Source organism: Shewanella oncorhynchi, from assembly GCF_012584455.1.
Taxonomy (GTDB): domain Bacteria; phylum Pseudomonadota; class Gammaproteobacteria; order Enterobacterales; family Shewanellaceae; genus Shewanella; species Shewanella oncorhynchi.
Window position 1 is genome coordinate 25,676 of the sequence record NZ_JABAEB010000001.1, and the last position, 23,668, is coordinate 49,343.

General features: G+C 46.2%; 24 protein-coding genes. 8 read left to right on the forward strand and 16 right to left on the reverse strand.

Annotation, left to right across the window (positions count from 1 at the left end):
* Positions 1 to 26 precede the first annotated feature (26 nt).
* The gene (locus HGO26_RS00090; protein WP_028759378.1) at positions 27 to 1,043 is read left to right on the forward strand and encodes a response regulator; all 1,017 of its coding nucleotides are present in this window, start codon (positions 27 to 29) and stop codon (positions 1,041 to 1,043) included.
* A gap of 88 nt (positions 1,044 to 1,131) precedes the next feature.
* Here the strand turns inward: HGO26_RS00090 and ygfZ are convergent, their stop codons facing one another.
* Together ygfZ and serA are read right to left on the reverse strand one after the other, a co-directional pair.
* Positions 1,132 to 2,094 (reverse strand): tRNA-modifying protein YgfZ, encoded by a 963-nt coding sequence (gene ygfZ, locus HGO26_RS00095; protein ID WP_168822490.1) that lies wholly within the window; start codon positions 2,092 to 2,094, stop codon positions 1,132 to 1,134.
* Positions 2,095 to 2,248: 154 nt separating this feature from the next.
* A complete protein-coding gene (serA, locus tag HGO26_RS00100; protein WP_105251515.1) occupies positions 2,249 to 3,478 on the reverse strand; it encodes a phosphoglycerate dehydrogenase in 1,230 nt (409 codons plus the stop codon).
* Between the two features lie 154 nt (positions 3,479 to 3,632).
* On the opposite strand from serA, the gene HGO26_RS00105 reads away from it, so the two are divergent.
* A complete protein-coding gene (locus HGO26_RS00105) occupies positions 3,633 to 4,241 on the forward strand; it encodes a DUF2238 domain-containing protein (protein ID WP_168822493.1) in 609 nt (202 codons plus the stop codon).
* Positions 4,242 to 4,635: 394 nt separating this feature from the next.
* Positions 4,636 to 5,301 (forward strand): helix-turn-helix transcriptional regulator, encoded by a 666-nt coding sequence (locus HGO26_RS00110; protein ID WP_014611267.1) that lies wholly within the window; start codon positions 4,636 to 4,638, stop codon positions 5,299 to 5,301.
* Between the two features lie 184 nt (positions 5,302 to 5,485).
* Here HGO26_RS00110 and HGO26_RS00115 read toward each other — a convergent pair whose 3' ends face one another.
* From HGO26_RS00115 to sfsA, 10 genes are all read right to left on the reverse strand, one after another.
* Positions 5,486 to 6,991: a curlin gene (locus HGO26_RS00115; RefSeq protein ID WP_168822495.1), complete on the reverse strand. Its 1,506-nt coding sequence runs from the start codon at positions 6,989 to 6,991 to the stop codon at positions 5,486 to 5,488.
* 14 nt (positions 6,992 to 7,005) lie between these two features.
* Positions 7,006 to 7,425 carry a curlin gene (locus HGO26_RS00120; RefSeq protein ID WP_105251518.1) on the reverse strand — a complete coding sequence of 140 codons (420 nt, stop codon included), beginning with the start codon at positions 7,423 to 7,425 and terminating at the stop codon, positions 7,006 to 7,008.
* Positions 7,426 to 7,978: 553 nt separating this feature from the next.
* Entirely contained in the window at positions 7,979 to 8,506 is a 528-nt protein-coding gene (locus tag HGO26_RS00125) for a DUF4124 domain-containing protein (RefSeq protein ID WP_168822497.1), read from the reverse strand.
* Positions 8,507 to 8,895: 389 nt separating this feature from the next.
* The gene (gene panC / locus HGO26_RS00130) at positions 8,896 to 9,741 is read right to left on the reverse strand and encodes a pantoate--beta-alanine ligase (protein WP_168822499.1); all 846 of its coding nucleotides are present in this window, start codon (positions 9,739 to 9,741) and stop codon (positions 8,896 to 8,898) included.
* A 24-nt stretch (positions 9,742 to 9,765) separates the two neighbouring features.
* Positions 9,766 to 10,563: a 3-methyl-2-oxobutanoate hydroxymethyltransferase gene (gene panB / locus HGO26_RS00135; protein ID WP_028761774.1), complete on the reverse strand. Its 798-nt coding sequence runs from the start codon at positions 10,561 to 10,563 to the stop codon at positions 9,766 to 9,768.
* 56 nt (positions 10,564 to 10,619) lie between these two features.
* Positions 10,620 to 11,108, reverse strand: coding sequence for a 2-amino-4-hydroxy-6-hydroxymethyldihydropteridine diphosphokinase (gene folK / locus HGO26_RS00140; protein WP_168822501.1), 489 nt, complete (start codon positions 11,106 to 11,108; stop codon positions 10,620 to 10,622).
* Positions 11,108 to 12,649 (reverse strand): polynucleotide adenylyltransferase PcnB, encoded by a 1,542-nt coding sequence (locus HGO26_RS00145; protein ID WP_168822503.1) that lies wholly within the window; start codon positions 12,647 to 12,649, stop codon positions 11,108 to 11,110. The genes folK and HGO26_RS00145 overlap by 1 nt, the downstream gene beginning before the upstream one ends.
* A 19-nt stretch (positions 12,650 to 12,668) precedes the next feature.
* Positions 12,669 to 13,583: a tRNA glutamyl-Q(34) synthetase GluQRS gene (gene gluQRS / locus HGO26_RS00150; protein WP_168822505.1), complete on the reverse strand. Its 915-nt coding sequence runs from the start codon at positions 13,581 to 13,583 to the stop codon at positions 12,669 to 12,671.
* A 169-nt stretch (positions 13,584 to 13,752) separates the two neighbouring features.
* Entirely contained in the window at positions 13,753 to 14,196 is a 444-nt protein-coding gene (gene dksA, locus HGO26_RS00155; protein ID WP_006082967.1) for an RNA polymerase-binding protein DksA, read from the reverse strand.
* A 163-nt stretch (positions 14,197 to 14,359) separates the two neighbouring features.
* Entirely contained in the window at positions 14,360 to 15,064 is a 705-nt protein-coding gene (gene sfsA / locus HGO26_RS00160) for a DNA/RNA nuclease SfsA (RefSeq protein ID WP_168822507.1), read from the reverse strand.
* 201 nt (positions 15,065 to 15,265) lie between these two features.
* Here sfsA and pepB point away from each other — a divergent pair, with 201 nt between their 5' ends.
* Complete coding sequence (pepB, locus tag HGO26_RS00165; protein WP_168822509.1) at positions 15,266 to 16,558, forward strand: aminopeptidase PepB; 1,293 nt, start codon at positions 15,266 to 15,268, stop codon at positions 16,556 to 16,558.
* A gap of 178 nt (positions 16,559 to 16,736) precedes the next feature.
* Positions 16,737 to 17,246 (forward strand): GNAT family N-acetyltransferase, encoded by a 510-nt coding sequence (locus HGO26_RS00170; RefSeq protein WP_168822511.1) that lies wholly within the window; start codon positions 16,737 to 16,739, stop codon positions 17,244 to 17,246.
* A 792-nt stretch (positions 17,247 to 18,038) separates the two neighbouring features.
* Here the strand turns inward: HGO26_RS00170 and HGO26_RS00175 are convergent.
* From HGO26_RS00175 to HGO26_RS00185, 3 genes are all read right to left on the reverse strand, one after another.
* The gene (locus HGO26_RS00175) at positions 18,039 to 18,926 is read right to left on the reverse strand and encodes a phosphoribulokinase (RefSeq protein WP_011847692.1); all 888 of its coding nucleotides are present in this window, start codon (positions 18,924 to 18,926) and stop codon (positions 18,039 to 18,041) included.
* Positions 18,927 to 19,016: 90 nt separating this feature from the next.
* A complete protein-coding gene (locus tag HGO26_RS00180; protein WP_168822513.1) occupies positions 19,017 to 19,262 on the reverse strand; it encodes a YheU family protein in 246 nt (81 codons plus the stop codon).
* Positions 19,246 to 20,289 carry a hydrolase gene (locus HGO26_RS00185; protein WP_168822515.1) on the reverse strand — a complete coding sequence of 348 codons (1,044 nt, stop codon included), beginning with the start codon at positions 20,287 to 20,289 and terminating at the stop codon, positions 19,246 to 19,248. Before HGO26_RS00185 ends, HGO26_RS00180 begins: the two co-directional genes overlap by 17 nt.
* Before the next feature lie 188 nt (positions 20,290 to 20,477).
* Between HGO26_RS00185 and HGO26_RS00190 the strand changes: the two genes are divergently transcribed.
* The 3 genes from HGO26_RS00190 to HGO26_RS00200 all read left to right on the forward strand — a co-directional run bounded on the left by HGO26_RS00190 (position 20,478) and on the right by HGO26_RS00200 (position 23,111).
* Positions 20,478 to 20,984: a TAT leader-containing periplasmic protein gene (locus HGO26_RS00190; RefSeq protein WP_105251529.1), complete on the forward strand. Its 507-nt coding sequence runs from the start codon at positions 20,478 to 20,480 to the stop codon at positions 20,982 to 20,984.
* Between the two features lie 69 nt (positions 20,985 to 21,053).
* Positions 21,054 to 22,649 carry a GMC family oxidoreductase gene (locus tag HGO26_RS00195; protein ID WP_168822517.1) on the forward strand — a complete coding sequence of 532 codons (1,596 nt, stop codon included), beginning with the start codon at positions 21,054 to 21,056 and terminating at the stop codon, positions 22,647 to 22,649.
* 51 nt (positions 22,650 to 22,700) lie between these two features.
* Positions 22,701 to 23,111, forward strand: coding sequence for a GFA family protein (locus tag HGO26_RS00200; RefSeq protein WP_168822519.1), 411 nt, complete (start codon positions 22,701 to 22,703; stop codon positions 23,109 to 23,111).
* Between the two features lie 68 nt (positions 23,112 to 23,179).
* Here HGO26_RS00200 and HGO26_RS00205 read toward each other — a convergent pair whose 3' ends face one another.
* Complete coding sequence (locus tag HGO26_RS00205; protein WP_168822521.1) at positions 23,180 to 23,641, reverse strand: TIGR02444 family protein; 462 nt, start codon at positions 23,639 to 23,641, stop codon at positions 23,180 to 23,182.
* Between the last annotated feature and the right edge of the window lie 27 nt (positions 23,642 to 23,668).

The window sequence follows — 23,668 nt, forward strand, 5'->3', positions numbered from 1 at the left end:
ATGCGTGACATTGAGTGGAGTTGTTAATGGAAAAAGCAACAATATTAGTCGTCGATGACACACCTGAGAATATCGATATTTTGATCGGTATTCTAGGTGATGATTACAAAGTCAAAGTGGCGATCGATGGGCCAAGGGCATTAGCGTTAGTGACAAAATCGCGGCCTGACTTGATTCTACTCGATGTCATGATGCCAGGTATGAATGGCTATGAAGTCTGCAAGCTGCTAAAGCAAGAGCCGCTGACCAGTCATATTCCGGTGATCTTCGTGACCGCCTTATCTGAAATTGCTGATGAAGCCCAAGGTTTTGCATTGGGCGCGGTGGATTACATTACTAAACCTGTAAGTGCGCCTGTCGTTAAAGCGCGGGTTAAAACGCATCTTGCGCTCTATGATCAAAAACGTCTACTCGAACAACAAGTTAAAGTTCGTACTCACGAATTAGAAGAAACCCGCTTCGAGATTATCCGTCGTCTTGGTCGTGCCGCTGAATACAAAGACAACGAGACAGGTCTACATGTTGTGCGCATGAGCCATTACGCCCGCATATTAGCGATAAAGCTCGGCTTACCGACGACCTTTTGTGACTTGATTTTTAATGCGGCGCCTATGCACGATATTGGTAAAATCGGTACGCCCGATGCTGTGCTGAAAAAGCCAGGGAAACTTGATGCGCAGGAATGGGAAATTATGCAGCAGCACGCTGCCATAGGTGCAGAAATTATTGGTGAACATAGCGATCCGTTATTGCAAATGGCCCGTCGTATCGCCTTAACTCACCATGAGAAGTGGGATGGTTCAGGTTACCCCAATGGCTTGGTTGGCGAAGAAATCCCCCTTGAAGGGCGTATCACCGCGATTGCGGATGTGTTCGATGCGCTGACTTCGCAACGGCCTTATAAGCAGGCTTGGACGATTGAAGCGACTATGGAGCTATTTGAAAATCAAGCGGGAAAACATTTCGATCCTAAGCTGGTGGAGGAGTTCAAGCAAATCCTGCCAGAAGCAATTGCCATTCGAGATACTTATTTAGAAAATTGATGCTCGAAGTGCATTGACTAAGATAAAGGCGCCATTGGCGCCTTTATTCTGCTTCAATATTTTATACTAATCATATTAAATCAAAGTATTACGCTTCATCTAATGAGTAGGGCAGTGCTTGGATCGTTAAATGTGATTGTTCATCGTCGGCAAAACGCAGCTGAGTATCATTAGCCGTGTCATTAGGAAGTACGGCGGTTAACAAGACTTGATTGCCACGCTGCACAAACTCAATGATTTGGCCACCACGGCGAAAACTGTCTTCCATCGCGATTTCGAGGCCTGATGCTAGGGTGATTTGAAGACTAGTGTGACCGCGCAAAATATACAGGGCGCGTTTATTACCACCGCGATATTTCATGCGCGCTATGGTTTCTTGCCCCATGTAACAGCCCTTATTGAAGCTGATACCGTTAACCGCTTGTAGATTACACATCTGCGGTACGTACTGGCTGGCATGGCTGGCGGCAAGGTTGGGGTAACCTGCTGCAATCTCTAACGCTTGCCATGCACTGGCGTCAAATACACTCAGTTCCGATTGCGCAACTAAAGCTGCTGCGGCATCTGGTGTTAATACTAAAATAAAACGTTCAGCGTCTTTTAAAATCGCACCATTTTCAATGAGTGTGAGCTCTTGCTGAATGTCACCAAAATGTTTGTTCACGAATTGGCTTGCCTGTTCACCGGCAACCCCGAGCAGAGTCCACTCAGCGGATGCATTGCTTAGGGTGGCTTTACTAAAAACGGCATATTTTTGTAACTGGGGTAAATCGACTTCGATGGCATCCTTTGGCATCAACATAAAGAGTGCATCTTGAATGGCAAAGGTTCTGAAACTGGCCAGCATTTTACCTTTAGGATCGCAATGCGCGCCCCAGCGCCATTGATCTGTGGCCAATGAGCTGATATCTGTGGTCACTTGGCCATGGATAAAACTGCGGCCTTGTTCTCCAACGACTTTGATGAGGCCCAAATGAGATAAGTTGGCAAGCATAAGTGGAGGCAAGGTAGCGTCCAGATCCCAATGGGGCGTAGAAACTGAAATAGTCATAGCGAGATCCTGAAAATAAAGACGATGTGAGAGGCTAGATTGTAACGGAATTCCAGTTGGCTCAAAAGCATAAGGCGCACATATCTGTGAATGATCTGTGCGCCTTATTATGTGTGCTTTAGTCGATAGGCTTAAAGCGAGTGGAGTTTAAAGTTTAAAACAGCACGCGGGTACGCAATGTACCTTCAATGGCTTTGAGTTCAACTAAGGCTTCTTCCGCTTGAGTTGTGTCGACTTCCATCACGACATAACCAATTTCTGCGGTGGTCTGCAAATATTGGGCGGCGATGTTGATGCCTTTTTCCGAGAAGGCTTGGTTAATCTTGATCAACACGCCCGGACGGTTTTGGTGAATATGCAGCAATCGCGAGGTGCCTTTATGGGTTGGTAATGACACTTCAGGGAAGTTAACTGCAGAAACGGTTGAGCCGTTGTCTGAGTATTTAGCGAGCTTACCTGCGACTTCGATACCAATGTTTTCTTGTGCTTCGGCCGTGCTACCGCCGACATGCGGCGTGAGTAGAACATTGTCTAAACCGCGTAGGGGACTGATAAATTCATCGTCATTCGATTGTGGTTCAACGGGGAACACATCGATTGCGGCACCAGCGAGGTGACGTTCTTTTAACGCAACGGTTAAAGCTTCAATATCGACTACAGTACCGCGTGATGCGTTGATAAAGATGCTGCCCTTTTTCATTGCTGCAAACTCGGCAGCGCCTATCATGTCTTTTGTTTGTGGAGTTTCAGGGACATGTAAGCTTACTACATCAGCTTGTGCTAATAGGAGTTCTAACGAATGGACTTGTTGTGCGTTACCTAGTGGCAGTTTGTCTTCGATATCGAAGAACACGACACGCATACCTAAGGTTTCCGCCAGAATGCCAAGCTGAGTACCAATATGGCCGTAACCAATCACACCTAAGGTTTTACCACGCACTTCATAGCTGCCCGCTGCGGTTTTCATCCAGCCGCCACGGTGAGCGATAGCGTTGCGTTCAGGGATACCCCGCATCAACATAATGATTTCGCCAATCACGAGTTCTGCAACACTGCGCGTGTTTGAGAAGGGGGCGTTAAATACTGGGATACCAAGGGATTCGGCGGTGGCAAGGTCAACTTGGTTGGTTCCAATACAGAAACATCCAATCGCGATTAACTTCTCGGCACGTTTCAGCACCTCAGCAGTTAATTGGGTACGCGAACGAAGTCCCACAAAATGCGCATCTTTAATGGACTCAAGTAAGGCTTCATCGCTTAAGGAAGCTTTGTGGTATTCGATATTGGTGTATCCCGCACGTTCAAATACATCGACCGCAGATTGGTGGACGCCTTCCAACAGCAGGATCTTGATCTTATCCTTGTCCAGCGAATGTTTCGCCATGATATGGGTACCCTCTAATTAATAGAAATGTTTCTTATGATATGCTCACAACCTTCACCCACCAAAGTAGCACTTTTTTTGCTCAGTGTGGAGGGCTAGATGGCTAAAGTTAATATTCTAAATTTAGAACAATATCGCATAAGAGGAAGAAACATTGAATAACAAAATCGCATGGTGCGGTATTTACCTCTCAGTTTTGGTGTGGTCGGCGATAAAACCCGCAGATCCTTTCACGTGGTGGCTCGAAGCCTTGCCTGCATTGATTGCTGTACCGATTTTATTCTTTACTCGCAAACGTTTTCCACTGACACCTTTAGTGTATTTTCTCGTCTTAATACACTGCTGTGTGTTGTTTGTAGGCGCTCATTATACTTACGCTGAAGTGCCGTTATTCGACATGATTGCCGATTGGATGGGTTCAGAACGTAATAATTACGATAAAGTAGGTCATTTTGCGCAAGGTTTTATCCCAGCCATGCTCGCCCGTGAAATTATGTTGCGTAATCAAGCTGTCAAACCTGGGGCTTGGTGCGCGTTTCTTGCCACTTGTTTTGTGCTCGCTTTTTCGGCGTTTTATGAACTGATCGAATGGTGGGTTGCCGTGGCAACTGGCGAAGGGGCTGAAGCCTTTTTAGGTACTCAAGGCTATGTATGGGATACCCAATCTGACATGTTTCTTGCCCTCATTGGTGCAATTGTCGCGTTAGCTTTACTGTCTCGTTTTCAAGATAAACAAATCGCGAGACTCAAGCAGAGGATTTAGCGGCTAAAAGTGGGTGATGCTCTCTGTTCGAGTTGTAAGACTTTCTTCTCTGAAATATATGGTGTGAGTGTGATGACATTGAGTTGTCATACTTTAGTGTTGTTATTGTGTTTTCTTTGTGTTGCAACTTTGGATTGATAACGTCATAGTTGGAAAGTATTAGGTGCTGGGCGTTGGCCAAGTAAAACGGTATTTTTGACTGTTATTCCATTTTATTGTGGTGAGTTAGTCGAACCTACTAGCATTAAACAGGGAATAGTACATTTGGGTGATGTTTTTCAATCGTTAACTAGTCAGAATTAACTAGGTTAATGGAATGTTGAAAAATCTAACTAAAAAGACGAGTCAAACATACCATTTTGCAATAGAGAATACTTTTCAGGGAGGAGAGTCATTGAGCACAATTAATGAATTGGTTTTTTTACACCAAATGGCCGCGCCATGTCATTTAGCGTTACTCGCTGAATCCATTGGTTTGAAAACGCGTATAGTAAAGCATGCGGCTGAACTGGATTTAGACAAGAGTCGCCGTAGTTTTTATCTGATCACCCAAAAAGGTTCAGCATTAGATAACAAAGGGATACCTCTGTTAGCTTCGCGATTAGTGTCACATTTTCCTGTGGCGCTGTATCAAGTTGAGCGTGACTCCTTAGACCAAGAATCTGCAATGTTACTCGGCATTCGAGGTATTTTATTTGCCGATCAACGTATGGATCTGATGTTAACGGGTTTACGTAAAATGGTGGCAGAGGAACTTTGGTACGATAGAACTTTACTAAGCAAAATGTTCCGCCGTGTTGTACAAAAGTTAGAAGGTAATAATGAAATGCCCTCTGATACTGTAGCTATGCTGCAGATGCTGACATCCCGTGAACGCACTATCATTCAATTCGTATCGAGTGGTGCGAGAAATAAAGAAATCGCTCATAGGTTATGTATCAGCGAACATACAGTGAAGGCACATATTTCTTCTATTTTCCGCAAGACCCAGTCTCGTAATCGGGTTGAGCTTTTACGTTGGGCGCAAACCTATCAAACTCACTTTGAGCTGTGCAGTTAGTCAGTTAAAGATATTGGTCGTTAGCTTTTCGCTGTGAGTGGTTAATGTTAATGATTACTAGCATATCAACATAGAAAAGCGGGAATGTTTATTTAAACATTCCCGCTTTTTGTTTAACACCCTTTTTATAAACCACCACCAAAGAGTTTAGCTGTGGTGGTTTAACAGTATTGACTAGTATTGACTAGTATTGCACTACAGTGGCAACGTTCATATTGCCTGATTGGTTCACGTTGATGCTGTTGTTAGTGCCCGCTTGAGAACCTAACACTAAGTTGTCATTACCCGTTTGAGTGATTGACAGGCTGTTATTGTCACCGCTAACGCCAAATGAATTTGAAGCAAATGAAGTGTCGTTATCGCCGCCTACCCAGTTACCGTTACCTGATTGAGTAATTTGCGCGGTGTTTTCATCACCTTCAATAATCAGGTCAATAACGTTAAGATCGCCACTTTGAAGTGCGCTGACATCGGCATTGTTGTTGCCAGCAACAGAAATCAATGTTTCGTTCTCAGCGCCATCTTGCTCAACATCAACTTCGTTATCGCTACCCACGGCATCTACATAAGCAAAGTTCTCATCGCCTTCTTGGCTAACTTCAATACTGTTATCTTCACCATCAGCGAAGGCAATGATTTCGTTGTTATCGCCTTTAGAGGATAAATCGAAGTCATTATCTGTACCGTATGCACCAAAGGTTGCGAAGTTCGCATCGCCTTTTTGTTTCAAGTCAACGTCGTTGCTATCGCCCCATACTTGGAACTCTGCACCGTTGACATCGCCTTTTTGAGTGATAGTAATATCGTTATCATCACCTTGGATATCGGCCACTAAAGTATCACCGATAGTGTTGCCGCTGCCATTTTGGGTAATATCGACACTGTTGTCATCACCCGTAGTCATAGCAAGATAAGCCGTGTTGCCGGTACCTTTTTGATCCATTGAAATATCGTTTTTGCTGCCCGCCAGTGCGTAAACGAAGCCTACATGGTTATCACCCTTTTGGACCATGTCTACTTTGTTGTTGTCGCCTGCAATACCCTTAGCCGCGCCAAAGTTGTTGTTACCCGCTTGATTAACAGAAACGTCGTTGTTGTTACCCACGTTAGCGGTTAAGTCGAGAGCGATTAAACCCGCTTGGTTGTTGTCACCGATTTGTGTGATTTTACCGTCGTTGTTGCTGCCTTCAACGCGAAAAACTGCAAAGTTAGCATCGCCTTCTTGCTCAACAAACACGCTGTTTTCAGCGCCAGTGATTTCAACTTGGCTTTCGTTGACTTCGCCTAATTGGTTAACGAATACAGTGTTATCGTTGCCAGTAACATCGCTACTGCTTTGGTTAAAGAAACCATCTTGCGACACATTTACATTGTTGTTGTCACCTACAACATTTGCACTTGCCACATGCCAGTCAACTTGTTGCGTTATTTGGACCTTGTTATCATCACCCGTTGAATTAATAGCCGCTTCATGCCACACACCGTCTTGGATGACGGTTGCGGTTTGATCTGTACCTGTTTGCACAACCGCAGCAGCGTTAAGGCCACCCGTTTGTGAGACTAAAGTGTCTTGGGCTTGGCCTGACTGTACTACGCTAATTTCGCTCACTGTACTGGCAGCAAAAGCTTGACCGCTTAAACCTGTTGCAATGGCCAAAGCAATAAGTGATTTTTTAGCTTGTGATTTCATGTGACGCTCCCTGTTTAATATTGAGTTATTGAGATTGCAGCACCGTCCGCAATCTGTTGAATCGAAAAGTTGCCGCTTCCTAGTTGGTTCAGTTGCACGAGATTGTCATTGCCAATTTGTGTCACTGAAGCCGTATTTTGACTGCCGACTTGCAGTAGTTGGACTTCATTGTTTGAACCAATCTGTGTGATTAGCGCATCGTTATCATTGCCCACTTGTGTTACATCGGCCTTGTTATCGCTGCCTGACTGGAACAGTAATCCTTGGTTGGCAGTGCCTTGTTGAACCAGCTCGATAAGGTTATCGCGACCGGAACGTTCCAGTAATGCCTGAAGGGTTACGGGTAACTCGTTGACATTCAGCTCTTGTGCTGAAGTCATACAACTACAGAGCAAGATCAGCGGCACCAAAAAGCGTATAGAGGTATTTGGCACGGGTGACTCCTTGCATCAAATATCTTGGGCTGCTTAAAGCAACTTGCATCCCAAATTCAGACCTGAAGATACGAGTCCCGTTAATATGTCGCAATTGGCCAAACGGGTATTTATTCTAGAAAGGATTAACGGAAGGTAAATGATGGCTGTATTAATATCGTATTGATTAAATAGATTTTATATGTTTATTGACGTGTTTTTATTTAAGGGGTCTAGTCTAGTTGTCCTAGTAGTTAAGTCGTATTTGTTGTGAAGAGAGTATTTAATTTTTAAACAATGCAATAACAAGTGAAGGGAAATACATCGACTATCGCGTTCGCATTTTCTTGATAAAAAAGCACGCGTTTGTGCCAGCGAGAAACTGCTGAGGAGTTTAATTAACTGTAGCAACCTATGTCATTTACCCTGTTTGTAACAACAGGCTTCTTGTCCTTGCAGTAATGAATCCTAGGTTAAACAAAGGGACATTGCTGTGAGCGGAAGATTAACCATTATTATGATTAAATTCCTTAATGAGGTCGAGAGAAGATTAATACTACTGTTTTATGCGAGATCAGTGCTTTTCTGGTTTTTTTAACTCTTCATGGAATGCTTCGGTACTGATTTGGCTTTTACGGTCTTCCAGTTGTTGCATCGCACTGTTATTACTCACAGTTAACGCATTGAAGCGAGTATTGATATCGTCCATTTCGTTAATGTATTCAGGATCGGTTTTCTCTTTATTTTGCCAATAACGCTTACGTTCTAATTTCTGCAATTCACTGGCGCGCAGAATTTCAAAATAGCTATTTTCCTGCTTAAGACGATATATCTCGCCGTCGAGTAACTGCAACAATTTTTCTTTAGAAATGGTTCGGCTATTCAGTAGAGTGTGTAAAGGATCGACAGGAATGTCCCTTTTATCAGAGTCTACTTCAGTCGTTATCCCTAACTGGTATTCGATTTTATGTTGGCTAAATTCCTGCGGACAAGCGGTTTGGCTAAAGACAATTTTGTCATCTTTACGGCATTTATAAATAGTATTTGCCTGTATTGCAGTGGGCAAAATAACACAAATTAGGGTGAGTATCAGTCTTGCCATGAGGCCACAAATCCTTTGTACACTTGCATAGCTATTATGATTTAATTGTTTGATTAAGCATGATAAATAATGATTATGACGTTTACATTATTATGCCTTTATAACCGTTTTTATTAGGCTTAACCGGCTGTTAAGCCCAATAAATTAAAGGATTAGCCATGCATCATTAGAAGGTCAAATTCACTCGTCAATGTCTGCCGCTAATCATTTACCTTAAATTAACATCTGCATCATACTATGGCGTAAATTTAGGGATAAAACCAGTTTTTTGACGCTTCAAATTTTTGGCGCTGAGATTGATTCTAAAGAAGAAAATCGCTTCTGGTCGATCATTAGGTAAATAAAAAGGAGCGACTGCTCCTTTTTATTTATTGATAACGCTTAAGAGATTAGCGATCGAACCTTAAGTTATCGATAAGTCGCGCTTTACCTATATAGGCGGCGGCCAAAATGACTAAGGTTTGGTCTTGGCTCTGCGCTTTTTCAAGCGTGTGAGCATGACGAATTTCCAGATAATCCGGCGTAAAGCCCGCCGCCATTAAACTGATTTTCGCTTGCTCGGTGACAGCATCAACACTCTGACCTTGTTTGATCCCTGCAGCCATAGCATCTATTGCCTGTTTTAACGCTGGTGCCGCGGCTTTTTCTGCGGCAGTGAGATAACCATTGCGCGAACTCATGGCTAAACCTGAGTCCTCACGTATGGTATCAACACCGATAATCTCAATCGGTAATGACAAGTCTTCAACCATAGTTTCAATGACTAATAGCTGTTGATAGTCTTTATTGCCAAAGAGTGCCACATCGGGCTGTACTATGTTGAATAGTTTACAGACGATTGTCGCAACGCCACGAAAATGCCCCGGACGGCTAGCGCCGCAGAGCAGATCTGAAATACCTGGCACTTCAACATAGGTTTGTTGCGCTAAGCCCTTGGGATACATCACGGCTGGCGTTGGGGTAAACAGCAACTCAGCGCCAGCGGCGGTGAGGGCTTCGCTGTCGGCGGCGAGTGTGCGTGGGTAGGCATCGAGATCTTCGTTCTGACCAAATTGCATTGGATTGACGAAAATCGATACCACCACATGATCACAACGTTTAGCCGCTTCTTTCACTAAGGTGATGTGTCCCCGATGGAGATTGCCCATGGTCGGCACGAAGGCGACAGTTTCGCCCTTGGCACGCCATGCACGCACTTGAGTGCGAATATCATCAATATGGGCGCTAGTGATCATTGAGCCTTACCTTGCATAAATCTGTTATTTGTTAAAAGTGTGTTCTTCGCCAGGAAAGGTTCCTTGGGCAACTTCGTCGATATAAGCACGTACCGCAGAACGAATTTCACCGGTTTGTTTTAGGTAGTTTTTCGAGAAACGTGGAATGTAACCACTTGAAATACCTAACACATCATGCATCACCAATATTTGGCCGTCGGTCGATGCGCCTGCGCCAATCCCAATGACAGGAATCGTTAAGGCTTGAGTGATCGCCGCTGCGAGTGGTGCCGGAATGCATTCCACTACGAGTAGTTGAGCCCCTGCGGCTTCTAAAGCCTTAGCTTCGTCGAGGATGCGCTGGGCATTTTCGGCATCGCGGCCTTGCACTTTAAAACCACCAAACACATGAACCGACTGAGGCGTTAAGCCTAAGTGGGCACATACAGGAATACCGCGTTCGGTGAGCTTAGTGACGGTTTCGAGTAACCAGTGGCCGCCTTCGACTTTGACCATGTTCGCGCCAGCTTGCATTAACTCAGTGGCGTTGACCATGGCTTGTTCTGGCGTGGCGTAACTCATAAAGGGCATATCGGCGATCAGCAGCGCACGTTCGATACCGCGACGAACACAGCGAGTATGGTAAGCGATTTCTGCTGTAGTGACGGGCAGGGTATCGTCATGGCCTTGGAGAACCATTCCCAAAGAATCGCCGACCAGCAGCACATCGACACCTTCGCTATCGAACGCGCTGGCAAAACTGGCATCATAGGCTGTCAGTGCCGTGAATTTTCTACCTTCCTGTTTGTATTTCAACAGGGTTGAGCTAGTAATTTTAGACATATGGATGATCTTCAAACCAAATAGAAGTGGTGTTATAAGCTAACTGAGGACGGACTTCAATGATCAATGCCCAGTTGTTGTAACTCGGCCAACATTTTTGTATCGATAAGACTGTCGATGGCAGTGTTGCAAGGCAGAATCAGATCCGGTGCAATTGCGGCTAAAGGCACGAGCACAAAGCTGCGCGTTTTCATGCCGTAGTGGGGCACTTTGAGTCTAGGAATGTCAATGTTCTCATTACCATACAAGAGTAAATCGAGATCTAAGGTTCTCGGCCCCCAACGCTCTAGGCGGACTCGTCCTTGCGTGTTTTCAATATGCTGCAGTGCATCGAGTAAGGCTAATGGCATGAGATCAGTATCGAAACTCGCCACCGCGTTAATATAATCGGGTTGCACGACATCGCCCATGGGCGTCGAATGGTAATAGGGAGAAACGACGAGACTATTGCCTAAGGCTAAGGCGGACAATGCCATCACGGCATTGTCCAATTGCGCCTTGGGATCTTCAAGATTTGCGCCTAATGCGACGTAGACGCGGGGCATTATTCAGCCGTTTTAACTTTAGGTGTGCCACTCGCTTTAGGTGCGCTCGTCGGCGCTGAACCATCGGCATTCGGTGCACGAGGACGGCGACGACGTTGGGTGGCATTACGGTTGCGGTTTGGCGATTTACTGCCGCTACGTGCTATAGCTAAACGTTCTGTTTCATCGGCTTCGACAAATTGTTGCCACCAAGCGGCACTTTTAGCGACATTACCCGCTTCGACTTCGCCCCTGAGTAAGAGTAAATCGTATGCGGCTCTAAACTTAGGATGCTCCATCAGTTTAAAGGCGCGGGTGCCTTGGCTACGATCAAAGCGTAACTGCAACTGCCAAATGTCTTTTGCCGGCGTACTAAAACGGCGCGGAATACTAATGGTTTGGCATTGCTGCTCCATCACATCGCCCATGGCGGCAAAGAAGGCATCGTATAACGTCAGGCCACTTTCAACCGCGATATCTTCGGCGCGTTGACGCAGTGGATACCAGAGAAGCGCAGCATAGAAGAATGAAGGTGTGACCGGCTTATCTTCGTTAACTCTTTGATCTGTGCTCTTCATGATGGCTTGCACCATTTTCATGGTCGTACCTTTAGGATCATCTTTCAGCAGTGCTGCCACTTGCGGAAACAGCGGTACGAATAGCTTGTATTCTTGCATCAGTTCGAAGTTGGCTAAGGCTTTACCTGCAAAGAAGAGTTTTAACACTTCTTCGTACATACGCGCTGCCGGAATATCTTTGAGCAGCGGCGCTAATTGTTTAATCGGCGCGGCTGTCACGGTTTCGATACCCATGTTGAGTTTAGTGGCGAAACGCACTGCCCTTAACATACGCACCGGATCTTCACGGTAACGGGTTTCTGGATCGCCAATGAGTCTCAGTGTGCCCGCTTTGAGATCGGCCATACCGCCGCCATAGCTGCGAATCGAGTAATCGCTGATATCGTAATAGAGGGCATTGACGGTAAAGTCGCGGCGCTCGGCATCTTCATCGATTTCGCCATAGACGTTATCGCGCAGCAAACGCCCTTCGGCATTGGCTTTAGAGACTTTCTCATTACTCTCGCCGTGGTGACCACGGAAGGTTGCGACTTCAATCACATCGCGGCCGAAAACAATGTGCGCTAAGCGGAAACGGCGACCGACAACACGGCAATTACGGAATAATTTTTTGATTTCTTCCGGTGTTGCATTGGTCACTATGTCGAAATCTTTCGGTTCAATCCCTAAGAGTAAATCGCGTACACCGCCGCCGACTAAATAGGCTTTAAAGCCAGATTTATTCAGTCTGTATAATACCTTAAGGGCATTCTCGCTGATTTGTTTGCGCGAGATGGTATGGGCATCTCTTGGTACTAACTCTAAACTCAAAGCACCGGAACTTTGTTCAGGTGTTGTTGGTTCAATCTGAGCTGGAGTCGGAGCGGTCGTTTTAGGCGCGTCTTCAAATAGCTGTTTGCAGAATTGGCTGATACGGCGAAAAATGGGACACCTCGAAATATGATCTGTTATTTGATTAAAAATCTGGCGGCTATCATATACCAAATGCGGCCTAATGAGTATATCAGGGCTCGATCAGTATCTCAGATTGTTGCGGTATAGTGGATAATTGAAACTGATCCACGGCTTGAGCGAGCATTTGCGCCACAGAGCCGCGGGTTTCGACGGGGGGTTGGCCTAAAAATGTCAGTGCCGCATTGAGGCTCGCCTGTGGATTAAGTGTATCAATTGCCTGTGCATGATTCTGTTTTGAGAGCTTAAAGCCTTTACTTATGCAGGCGAGTGGCAAGTGCAGCCATTGCGGTGTGGCTAAACCAAAGCTTTGATACAAACTCAGTTGGCGACAACTGGCCTCGATTAAGTCGCAGCCTCGCACCACTTCGGTGATCCCTTGATAAGCATCGTCGAGTACCACGGCCAATTGATAGGCGTACAGACCATCACTGCGTTTGATGATGAAATCCTCTGCGGCAAAATGGCTATCAACGCAAATATGGCCCATTAGATTATCATCAAATTCTTGCACTTGCGCCGTGTTGACGATTCGCACCGCACCCGACCTAACAAGATTTGCAGACTGGGTTTGTGGCAATCGGTGGCAGCGGCCATCGTAGACGCCGCCCATGGCTTGAATTTGCTTGCGACTACATTGGCAGAAATAGGCTTTATCTTGGGCGAGTAGCGAGTCAATTTGCGCTTGATAAGCCGCTGTGCGCTGGCTTTGATACAGAGGCACATCATCCCACTCCAATCCATAGGCTTCTAAGGTGCGTAAGATATCATCGGCGGCACCTTTGACTTCCCGCGGTGGGTCTATATCTTCGATGCGGATCAGCCATTTACCCTGTTGCGAGCGGGCGCGCAGATAGCTGCCAAGGGCGGCGATAAGCGAGCCAAAGTGCAAGGCACCCGAAGGCGAAGGCGCAAAGCGGCCGACATAGGGCTGGCTGGATAAATCGGAATGTAATGGCTTTGACATAACAACTAGATGGCGTTTTAAAGTCGCGACGATAAAAGTGGATGTATTTTAGAGGGATGCCAAGAGAAAAGCGAATCGGGGTAAATTGGAGTTAGCTTGGCTTAAGCTCGTCGAGTTTACGAGTTGCTAGAAACAAATAGGCGGGGAAATCCCCGCCCAGTATGCTTGATTAACCAGCCATTTGTTTCTCTTTGATCTCTGCAAGCGTTTTACAGTCGATGCATTGATCGGCTGTTGGACGCGCTTCGAGACGGCGGATGCCGATTTCGATACCGCAAGAATCACAGAAGCCGAAATCGTCTTCTTCAATTTTTTGCAGTGTTTTTTCGATTTTTTTGATCAGCTTACGTTCTCTATCGCGAGCACGAAGTTCGAGGCTGAACTCTTCTTCTTGTGCTGCACGGTCAACAGGATCGGGAAAGTTTGCGGCTTCGTCCTGCATGTGGCTAAGAGTACGGTCGACCTCTTCACGCAACTGATTGCGCCAAGCTTCAAGAATTGTCTTGAAGTGACCCAGTTGCTTAGCGTTCATATACTCCTCACCCGGCTTTTCCTGGTAAGGATTTACACCTGCGATAGCGAGTACGCCAAGTTTTTTGGTGCCTTCAGGCATAACGCATCTCCTGTAATCATTTGCGTTTGTAGGGCGTCCTTAAGAACGGCCGCTATCTATAGCAGAATCTTCACATCGAGGCAAACTTTTCATTCTGCTTTGATTGAATTTTTTGACTATGTTCGCTAATTCAAATGAAATCAAATTTAACTCAGCCTTAACATCATACTCGTACATCGCAGGCTTGGGCTAGGTGAATCTCTGTAGGGGAGATTTTACAGCGATAGGCTAGCACTTCAACGCCGGCTAACACAGCCATTTTCAGTAACTTAGCATATTCAGGGTCGATATGTGCTGCGGGGGCAACACTGAATATTTCACTATGCTGCACCACAAATAGCAATACGGCTCTATGGCCTTGGCTCACCATGTGCATCAATTCACGTAAATGTTTTTGACCGCGTAGGCTTACAGCATCGGGAAAATAACCTTGGCCATCTTCGAGCAAAGTACAACTTTTGACTTCTATATAACAGGCGGGTTTTTGAGCACCCTGTAGCAGGATATCGATGCGACTATTTTCATCACCGTATTTAACTTCACGGCTGAGGCTATCATAACCCTTGAGTTCCTTGATGATACCTTTATTGATGGCTTCTTCGGCTAAGGTGTTCGCCTGACCCGAGTGGATACCGATTAAGCCTGCATCTGGCGTGGTCATCAGTTCCCATGTATGGGCGTACTTACGTTTAGGGTTATCAGAGGTAGAAAACCATACTGTTTCACCGGGATACAGGCAATTACGCATAGAACCCGTATTGGGGCAATGTAGGGTGATCTCACTGCCGTCGCTTAACTGCACATCGGCCAGAAAACGTTTATAGCGGCGCAGTAAAATGCCCTGTTGTAGTGGCGGTGTAAATTCCATAGGTAGACCTATCTCGGCTGTTCTAGGTCGCAAAGCCTAGCAAATTTCGCAAATGTTTACAGATTTTACCTGAGTAACTTCAGCCAATCGCTTTGCGTCATCGCCTGCTAGCAGTAAACTGCCGCCATAAAGTTTGTTCTGATTGCTGATTGATTGTTCTGATTAATTATTCTAAAACGAATCGAAAAATAAGGATCCCTAATGAGTGAACTAAAAGTAACTGAATTGATGAAAGTGCAATTAACCAAAGAAGCACCCGCCGCGCACTGGGGCAAGGCTGATGTGACTTATACTGCCGACGGTGCGCAAATTCATTTAGCGGGTGGCGATGAGCTGCGTCAAATTCAAATGGCGGCCCGTAAACTGCGCAATCAAGGTATTAGCTGTGTGGAATTAGCTGGGCAGTTTTGGGACCTCAATAGCCAGTGGGTGTTTGCCCAAGGTTTCGCGACGGCAAAACCAGGCTATCAAATCCATTGGTGTGGTGATGAGTCTGTGCAAGCAGAATTGCAACGTCGACTCGATGTGGCAACCTTTGCCCGTCAACTCATCAACGATACGCCTGAAAACCTGTCGCCAGTGAAGCTTGCCCAACAAGCGGCAAAATGGTTGGCTGACGTTGGTGGCGACAAGGTGAGTTATCGGATTATCGAAGGCGAAGCGCTGCTTGAAGAACAGTGGATTGGTATCCATGCCGTTGGTCGCGGCAGTGAGCGTCCACCGGCAATGTTAGAGTTAGACTTCAACCCATTAGCCGCCGATGCACCCGTGTCTGTGGCGCTTGTGGGTAAAGGGATTACCTTTGATTCTGGCGGCTACAGCATCAAAGCTTCTGAAGGCATGTTAGGCATGAAATGCGATATGGGCGGCGCGGCGACTGTGACTGCTGCACTTGGTTTAGCGATCAAGTCTGGCCTCAACAAACGCGTTAAACTCTTCTTATGCTGCGCTGAAAACTTGATCAGCGGCCGCGCCTATAAGTTAGGTGATATTTTGACCTACAAAAATGGTGTAACAGTTGAAGTGGTGAACACGGATGCGGAAGGACGTCTAGTGTTGGCCGATGGCCTACAAGCTGCTTCTGCTACAGGCGCACCTTTTATTATCGATGCAGCGACCCTTACAGGCGCCGCTGTGATGGCGGTGGGTTCTAACTACAACGCGATTTTCTCGCCACAGACGGATGTGTTGCAACTGGCCCAGCAAAAAGCCACGAGTGTTGCCGAGCGTGTATGGCCGCTGCCGCTGGATCCTTGGCACAAAGAAATGTGTCCATCTGCCTATGCTGACACAGCCAACAGCCGCGCAATGAAAGGCGGCGGTGCCGGTGGGGCTTCTAATGCGGCTGGTTTCCTATGGCGCTTTGTTTCACCTGAAGCTAAATGGTTACACGTTGATTTAGCGGGCGCTTTTGAAGATTCTGCTTCTGCTATGTGGGGCGCGGGTGCAACGACCCACGGCGTATTGACCATTAGTGAATTGATCAAAGGCTAAACCTAGCGCTAAGACTAAGTCAGATATGTTAGCTAAGATCCATTAAGGTTCTGTAGCTTTGATTAAACCGCCTACGGGCGGTTTTTTATTGGTTGAAAGATTAGAACACTCGGTTTACTTGGCGTTTTAGCGGCTTCATGGCATGTTATGGCTGAGCAATTTTTAATTGGAAAACATGATGATAACTATACGAAAAGCGACGAAACCGGATGCTCAGGCCTGCTGGGATATCCGCAATGCAGCCATCAATAAAGGCTGCGCCGGATTTTATGATGTGGGCGATCTGATTATTTGGACCGAAGGCGAACTGACCGAGCAATTTAGTCGTATCGTCGATGCACATTTTTATGTGGCAGAGTTGTCCTCTGACGAGTTGGCGCTTAAGACTGTGGTTGGCACTGCTATGTTGGATGAACCCTATGCCCAGTTAGAAGCCTTGTTTGTTTCCCCCGATGCTATGGGGTTAGGAGTTGGTAAAGTGCTGCTGCAATTTATTGAAACTATGGCTTTTAATCAGGGGATTGCCCAGCTCAGATTAGAATCAACTTTAAATGCGGTGGATTTCTATCGCCACTGTGGTTTTGGTGGTGAGGGTTTAGAGGAGGAATCTATCTACTGTTCGCCCAGAGGAATAGCCTTAGAGTGTATGGTGATGTATAAAAATCTAGGGCGGTCTTTGGCCTGCTAGGGCGCAGTAAAAAACGCTGCTGCTAGAATCTAGGGCGTTGCTTTGCAACTGCTAGAACGCCGCGTTGCGGCTACGGATAACGGCACGCAGCAAACTGCTACAGAACGTCACTTTTTGACTTACGATTTATGCAACGGACTTTGCTCTTACGGTGAGCGCAGCGTTCTGTGAGTGAGTTTACGAATGTTCTATTTTCCTAGAATCTAAAGCCTAGAACCTATTTTCTGAGATGTTGTTGACATACTCAAGGAAATCGACAGATCAAGTATGGATGTGGAATTAACTTTGAAGATTTAGAGTTTAAGATAAGGTTGCTGACATATTCGAGGGAATCAACAGATCAAGCATAGATGTGGAATTCATTCTTCATAAAAGGTTGCTGACATACTCAAGGAAATCAACAGATCAAGTATGGATGTGGAATTAACTCTGAAGACTTAAAGTTACGTTAAAAGGTTGCTGACATACTCAAGGGAATCAAGAGATCAAGCATAGATGTGGAATTCATTCTTCATATAAGGTTGCTGACATACTCAAGGAAATCGACAAATCAAGTATGGATGTGGAATTAACTTATAGTTTCGTTAAAAAGGTTGCTGACATACTCAAGGAAATCAACAGATCAAGATGGGGGAATTAACTCCCAAGAGTATGCCAACTATCGTTCTTTCGCCTGAAATCCCGATGCCGACAAGATTAGCGCTAGTGGCTTAAATAAAACTTAATCCATTGCAAAAAAAAGACTTTATTTCCTTAGCCTTTAGTCAAACTTACCCGTAAATCCTCAAGGTTTCAGTTCGCCTCTGGGGTATTAAGTTGCTGACGTTTTTCCATCAAATCTTTAATCAAAGGCGTTAGGATCAGCTCCATCGCCAGCGACATTTTGCCGCCGGGGACGACGAGTGTGTTGACCCGTGACATAAATGAACCTTGGATCATATTGAGGTAATAGGGGAAGTCGACATTATTGATACCGCGGAAGCGGATCACCACAAAGCTCTCATCTAAGCTCGGAATATCTTTGGCACTAAATGGGTTAGAAGTATCGACCGTCGGTACTCGCTGAAAGTTAATGTGAGTGCGGGAGAACTGCGGCGTCATGTGCTTAATATAATCATCCATACTGCGCACAATCGAGCCCATGACTTTTTCACGGCTGTGACCACGTTCCGAAGTATCGCGGATAATTTTTTGGATCCACTCTAAGTTGACTATGGGGACCATGCCGATCAGCAAGTCCACATGCTGGGCGACATTGGCATCACCAGTAACTACGCCGCCATGTAAGCCTTCGTAGTAGAGCATATCGGTATTTTCAGGTAGTGGTCGCCATTGAGTAAAAGTGCCGGGCATCTGGTTAAAAGGCACTGCCTCATCGAAGGTGTGTAAATAGCTGCGGGTTTCACCTTGGCCTGTGGTGCTGTAATCGCGAAAGCATTGTTCTAAACGAGCAAAGTTATTAGCCTCTGGGCCAAAATAGCTAAGATTGCGGTTTTCAGCTTGGGATTTGCGGATCATGACTTCCATTTCGGCGCGGGTAAAATGATGAAAACTGTCGCCTTCGACAAAGGCGGCGTTGATCCCGAGTTGGCGAAAAATATGGCTAAAGGCGGTGGTCGTCGTGGTGGTTCCCGCGCCTGATGAGCCTGTAACTGCAATAATGGGATGTTTTGCTGACATTTTTTCTACCTAGCTAGGAACCAAAAGAGCCGCTTATGGGGAAGCGATAAAAACGCGAGTACTATTTATACGGTACAGAGATAGGACTGGTCAATCTTGCTGCTGTGCTATTTGATCCGCCGAGCGTATCGCGAAGGACTCATCGTCCTCACTGTACTCTAATTTCAGCTTACCTTGTTTAAGTGCTTGTTGACATTGGACTATCGTCTGCATCAGTTCCTGTTCATCGAGACTGGCAAAGCTGCCATCCTCCACTTGACCTAAGAGATATTCGCGGATCACATTGGCGAGCGTTTCCTTGGGGAGTTGTAACAGGGTTTCATAGGGAATGAGCATCGGTGTTTCCTTGGGTAATATTGTCGCCGTTGATTGGGTCTGCAGTAAGCGAGTGAACACTTTGATCGCCTAGTAAAAAATGTAAAATCCGTCGCTCAAGGTAGAAGCGCGGTTTCCAAGGTGTACCGCCTTCAATAAAGCCGACATGGCCGCCATAGGGATGCAGTTCGTATTCCACATAGCCCGACAATTGACTTGATTGGGGGATCACTTCATCGGTCATAAAGGGATCGTCCTTGGCATGGATGATAAGCGTCGGTTTAGTAATGCGGCTGACAAAGGGTAAGCCACTAGCACGCGTATAGTAATCGTCGACGCCGTCAAAGCCGTGTAATGGCGCTGTGACTTTATCGTCAAAATCATAGAAGGTATTTAAACGGTCGACCTGCAACTGGCTTAGCGGCATAGAGATGGCTAAGTCGGGATCATTCAGTTTATGGCTTATCTTCTGTTGCAACTGTTTGATTAAATAACTTTGATACACCTTTGAAAAGCCATTTTCCAAGCGTTTAGCACAGGCTGACAATTGCAGCGGCGCAGAGACAACCACAGCGCGGGCTAATAAACTATCATCCTGATATTCGCCTTGATACTTAGTCAGCACATTGCCGCCTAAACTGTAACCTACGGCTAATAAGGGCGATTGCGGATACGCGCTTTTCAGTGTCGATAGACTAAACTGTAAATCGTCCGTATCGCCACTGTGATAACTGCGGGCGAGGCGATTGGCCTCACCCGAACAACTTCTGTGATGGTGCACGACGGCAGCGAGTTGCTGTTCTTTACAGGCTTGCAGTATCCGCCGCGCATAATGGGACTGAGCACTTCCTTCTAAGCCGTGGATGATCACCACGATCGGTTTGCCAGACTGTGGAACATCCTGCCAATCTAAATCGATAAAATCGCCATCGGGTAACTCTAAGCGCTGCCGCTGTAATGCTGGTTTGGCCACTTTAGTTAATACGGGTAAAATCGTTTGTATATGGGGACTCTTGGCCCACCAAGGTGGCATAAAGGAATTTGGCATAGATGTTTATCTTGGTATCGGCTATTGCTGAAAATTAAAACGTGTGTTTAATTTATACCCAAACCAACTCAAAATGCTGAAATTCGTATTTTGAGGTCGCTTGGGTATAAACTCGCGGCCATTGTAGCACAATTGTTTTTTATGCTGATATTTAGGCCGACATTTAGGTTGATAATTAGGAGATAGAGATGAAGCGACGAACCTTTATAATGGGTGCGTTTGCCGGTACGGCTGCGTTAGCCTTAGGGGTTAATCTCTATTCTCCTGAGTTTAGTTTGCCCGAGGATAGCGAAGGTAAAGATTATCGTTTGTTGTTTAGCGTGCTTTTGCCTGTGATGCTCGACGGCGCCTTGCCTGATGTGGCCATCCATAAGTTAGCGGCGCAAAACCGCACTTTAGATGCCATCAAACAGTCGATTGCTGTGTTACCCGATGAGCAGCAGACCGAATTGTTTGAGCTGCTCGATATGCTCGAAAATCGTCTTGGTTTACTGGTACTCACCTCGAGCATGACGCCGCTATTGATGCGCTCTCCCGCCGAGTTAACTGATATGTTAGAAACCTGGCGCCACAGTTATTTTGCTTTGTTACAAACGGCTTATCTCGGATTGCGGGAATTAGTGATGGCAAGTTACTACGCTTGTCCTGAGCACTGGAGCCGCCTGCATTATGCCAAGCCTGAGCTGTTCAAATAGCGAGTCCATTTTTAACCTAATTAAACGCCGAATAATAAGCATTTTACCCGCGACAGTGGAGCACTCAAGTTGGCAATCATAGATCCTATAGTGAATGGTTTAAACTCTGGTTGGTTGCACACTGATGCGAGCCAATTGCAAGAAAACCAGCAGTTTGAAGCTGATGTGATTATTGTCGGCACAGGTGCTGGCGGCGGTGTGGCGGCTGAAATCCTCACCCAAGCAGGGCTGAGCGTGATCATGATTGAGGCGGGACCGCTAAAATCCTCCAGCGATTTTAATATGGAAGAGCGGGTCGCTTACCCCAACTTGTATCAACAAGCTGCGGCGATGAAAACCGCCGACAAGGCGATTGGGATTTTTCAAGGTCGCGCAGTCGGTGGTTCAACCACAGTTAACTGGACCACTTCTATTCGCACGCCGACCGAGGCGTTAGCCTTTTGGGCGCAACATAAATCGGTTGTTGGGCTTAATCGCGAGAGTTTAGATCCTTGGTTTGAGCAAATGGAACAACGGCTCAACATTCATGAATGGAATTATGAGCCTAATCGCAATAATGCCGCCCTGAAGCAAGGTTGTATCAATCTTGGCTGGGAATACACAGTCATTAAACGCAATGTGGCGGGTTGCTGGAATACCGGCTATTGCGGCATGGGTTGTCCGGTCAATGCGAAGCAATCTATGTTAGTGACCACGATTCCCTCGGCACTTGAGAAAGGCGCGCAGCTGATCAGTCGCGCTAAAGTGACTAAGATTGAGCACCATAATGGCCAAGTGTTTGCGTTAAAGGCGCAGGCGTTGGATGTGAATTTACGACCCACTGACGTTGAGCTGTTATTTAAGGCTAAACATTATATTTTGAGTGCGGGCGCTATCCATACGCCGACGATTTTGATGCGCTCGCAAGTGCCCGATCCCCACCAACTTTTGGGTAAACGCACCTTTTTACATCCTACTTTGTTATCCGGCGGCGTATTTGCCGATTCGATCAATGGCCATAGCGGTGCGCCGCAATCTATCTATTCCGATGAATTTGTGTGGAACAATGGCGCCGATGGTGAGCTGGGTTATAAACTCGAAGTGCCGCCGGTGCATCCGATTTTAATTGCCTCTAAAACCTTAGGATATGGTACAAGTCATGCTGAGTTAATGTCACAATTCAATCAGTTGCAAGTGACTATCGCTTTGATCCGCGATGGCTATCATCCCGACAGTCAAGGCGGTGAAGTACACTTAACGGATAAGGGTTTTGCTTTAGATTATCCGCTGACCGATGCCTTTTGGCGGGCCGCGAGACGCGCTTTTGCCAGCATGGCGGAGTTACAATTCTCGGCGGGCGCCTTAAAAGTGTTGCCGATCAGCGATGGTATGCCTTACTTGTCCTCGTGGAAAGACGCCAAAGAGAGCATTGCGCAGATGTCACTCGCGCCACTGCGCACTATCGTCGCATCGGCGCACGTAATGGGTGGTTGTCCCTTCGGCGAAGATGAAAAGCTTTCTATGGTCAACAGTTATGGTCAGTCGCACTATTTAGAGAATTTATCTGTAATGGATGGGTCTATCTTCCCGACCAGCCTTGGCGCTAACCCGCAGTTATCGATTTATGGCATCACGGCACGTAATGCCACCGCACTCGCACAGAAGCTTACTGACGGTAAAGCCTGATGTTATCTTATCAAAATGCAGCTTAGCTTGATAAAGCTTGATGGGGTGTGAATGTCTGAAAACATATTACGGGAAGGTGGTTGCTTATGCGGGGCGATTCGTTATCAGGTTGAAGGTGAACCCTTTGATGCGGATTATTGCCACTGCCGTTCATGCCAAAAAAGCACGGGATCTGCATTTGGGGCTTGGATGGATTTTAAACTCAGCCAAGTGATTTGGCTTAAAGGTCAGGTGACTGAGTTCGCATCGTCCGAGTTTATTCGCCGTGGATTTTGTGATAAATGCGGTACATCGTTAACTTACCGACATACTCAATATCCCGATTATTCGACCTTGAGCATAGCGAGTCTGGACGATGCTAACCAAGTTCAGCCTAAGTACCATATTTATACTGAGAGCCAGTTGAACTGGTTGGTGATCAAGGATGACTGTGAACGCTATCCGCAAGGCCGCAGCTGTTAGCGGCTCACGTCAATTTGATTGAGTTTGAGCTAACATGGTTGAGCTTGTTCTAACTTGATTAACTTAGGTCAGGGCGCAATGAGGCCGATTTCGTTGGCGTCAATGTCACTGAGTCCAAACAGGCTTAAGTAGCTCACTAGATTCGTTGATTGGCCACTTGGGCTGAGTTCATTGAGTTTATTCAAGATGGTTCGTTGCGCTTTACGTTCCATCATCAGCTCAACGGCGAGCATCTGCTGATACTCTTGCTCATTCAGGCTGGACTTAGCGAGTTTACGTAATTTGCGATAGGGCATGAGAAACCTTTCATCCCATTCACCCACAGCATTCATCAGTGCTTGCCATTGGTCTGGGCTGTATTGCTGCGGCCCAGACACATCCATAGTGATATCTAAATATTGTGCCAGTAGCAGTAGATTGACGTTCACTTGACAGCTATTTTGCAATTCGAGACAGAGCGCTTTGTTTTGCGCATAGCTCATATCACACCATTGCCAGAGTTGACTGTCGAACTGGGTTAAAACCGCCATACTATTTCCTTGTATTGCCGCTGCTAC

Coding starts and splice junctions, on each gene's coding strand:
- HGO26_RS00090 (WP_028759378.1), top strand. CDS start 27: ATGGAAAAAGCAACAATATTAGTCGTCGATGACACACCTGAGAATATC.
- ygfZ (WP_168822490.1), bottom strand. CDS start 2,094: ATGACTATTTCAGTTTCTACGCCCCATTGGGATCTGGACGCTACCTTG.
- serA (WP_105251515.1), bottom strand. CDS start 3,478: ATGGCGAAACATTCGCTGGACAAGGATAAGATCAAGATCCTGCTGTTG.
- HGO26_RS00115 (WP_168822495.1), bottom strand. CDS start 6,991: ATGAAATCACAAGCTAAAAAATCACTTATTGCTTTGGCCATTGCAACA.
- HGO26_RS00125 (WP_168822497.1), bottom strand. CDS start 8,506: ATGGCAAGACTGATACTCACCCTAATTTGTGTTATTTTGCCCACTGCA.
- panC (WP_168822499.1), bottom strand. CDS start 9,741: ATGATCACTAGCGCCCATATTGATGATATTCGCACTCAAGTGCGTGCA.
- panB (WP_028761774.1), bottom strand. CDS start 10,563: ATGTCTAAAATTACTAGCTCAACCCTGTTGAAATACAAACAGGAAGGT.
- folK (WP_168822501.1), bottom strand. CDS start 11,108: ATGCCCCGCGTCTACGTCGCATTAGGCGCAAATCTTGAAGATCCCAAG.
- gluQRS (WP_168822505.1), bottom strand. CDS start 13,583: ATGTCAAAGCCATTACATTCCGATTTATCCAGCCAGCCCTATGTCGGC.
- dksA (WP_006082967.1), bottom strand. CDS start 14,196: ATGCCTGAAGGCACCAAAAAACTTGGCGTACTCGCTATCGCAGGTGTA.
- sfsA (WP_168822507.1), bottom strand. CDS start 15,064: ATGGAATTTACACCGCCACTACAACAGGGCATTTTACTGCGCCGCTAT.
- pepB (WP_168822509.1), top strand. CDS start 15,266: ATGAGTGAACTAAAAGTAACTGAATTGATGAAAGTGCAATTAACCAAA.
- HGO26_RS00170 (WP_168822511.1), top strand. CDS start 16,737: ATGATAACTATACGAAAAGCGACGAAACCGGATGCTCAGGCCTGCTGG.
- HGO26_RS00175 (WP_011847692.1), bottom strand. CDS start 18,926: ATGTCAGCAAAACATCCCATTATTGCAGTTACAGGCTCATCAGGCGCG.
- HGO26_RS00180 (WP_168822513.1), bottom strand. CDS start 19,262: ATGCTCATTCCCTATGAAACCCTGTTACAACTCCCCAAGGAAACGCTC.
- HGO26_RS00185 (WP_168822515.1), bottom strand. CDS start 20,289: ATGCCAAATTCCTTTATGCCACCTTGGTGGGCCAAGAGTCCCCATATA.
- HGO26_RS00190 (WP_105251529.1), top strand. CDS start 20,478: ATGAAGCGACGAACCTTTATAATGGGTGCGTTTGCCGGTACGGCTGCG.
- HGO26_RS00200 (WP_168822519.1), top strand. CDS start 22,701: ATGTCTGAAAACATATTACGGGAAGGTGGTTGCTTATGCGGGGCGATT.
- HGO26_RS00205 (WP_168822521.1), bottom strand. CDS start 23,641: ATGGCGGTTTTAACCCAGTTCGACAGTCAACTCTGGCAATGGTGTGAT.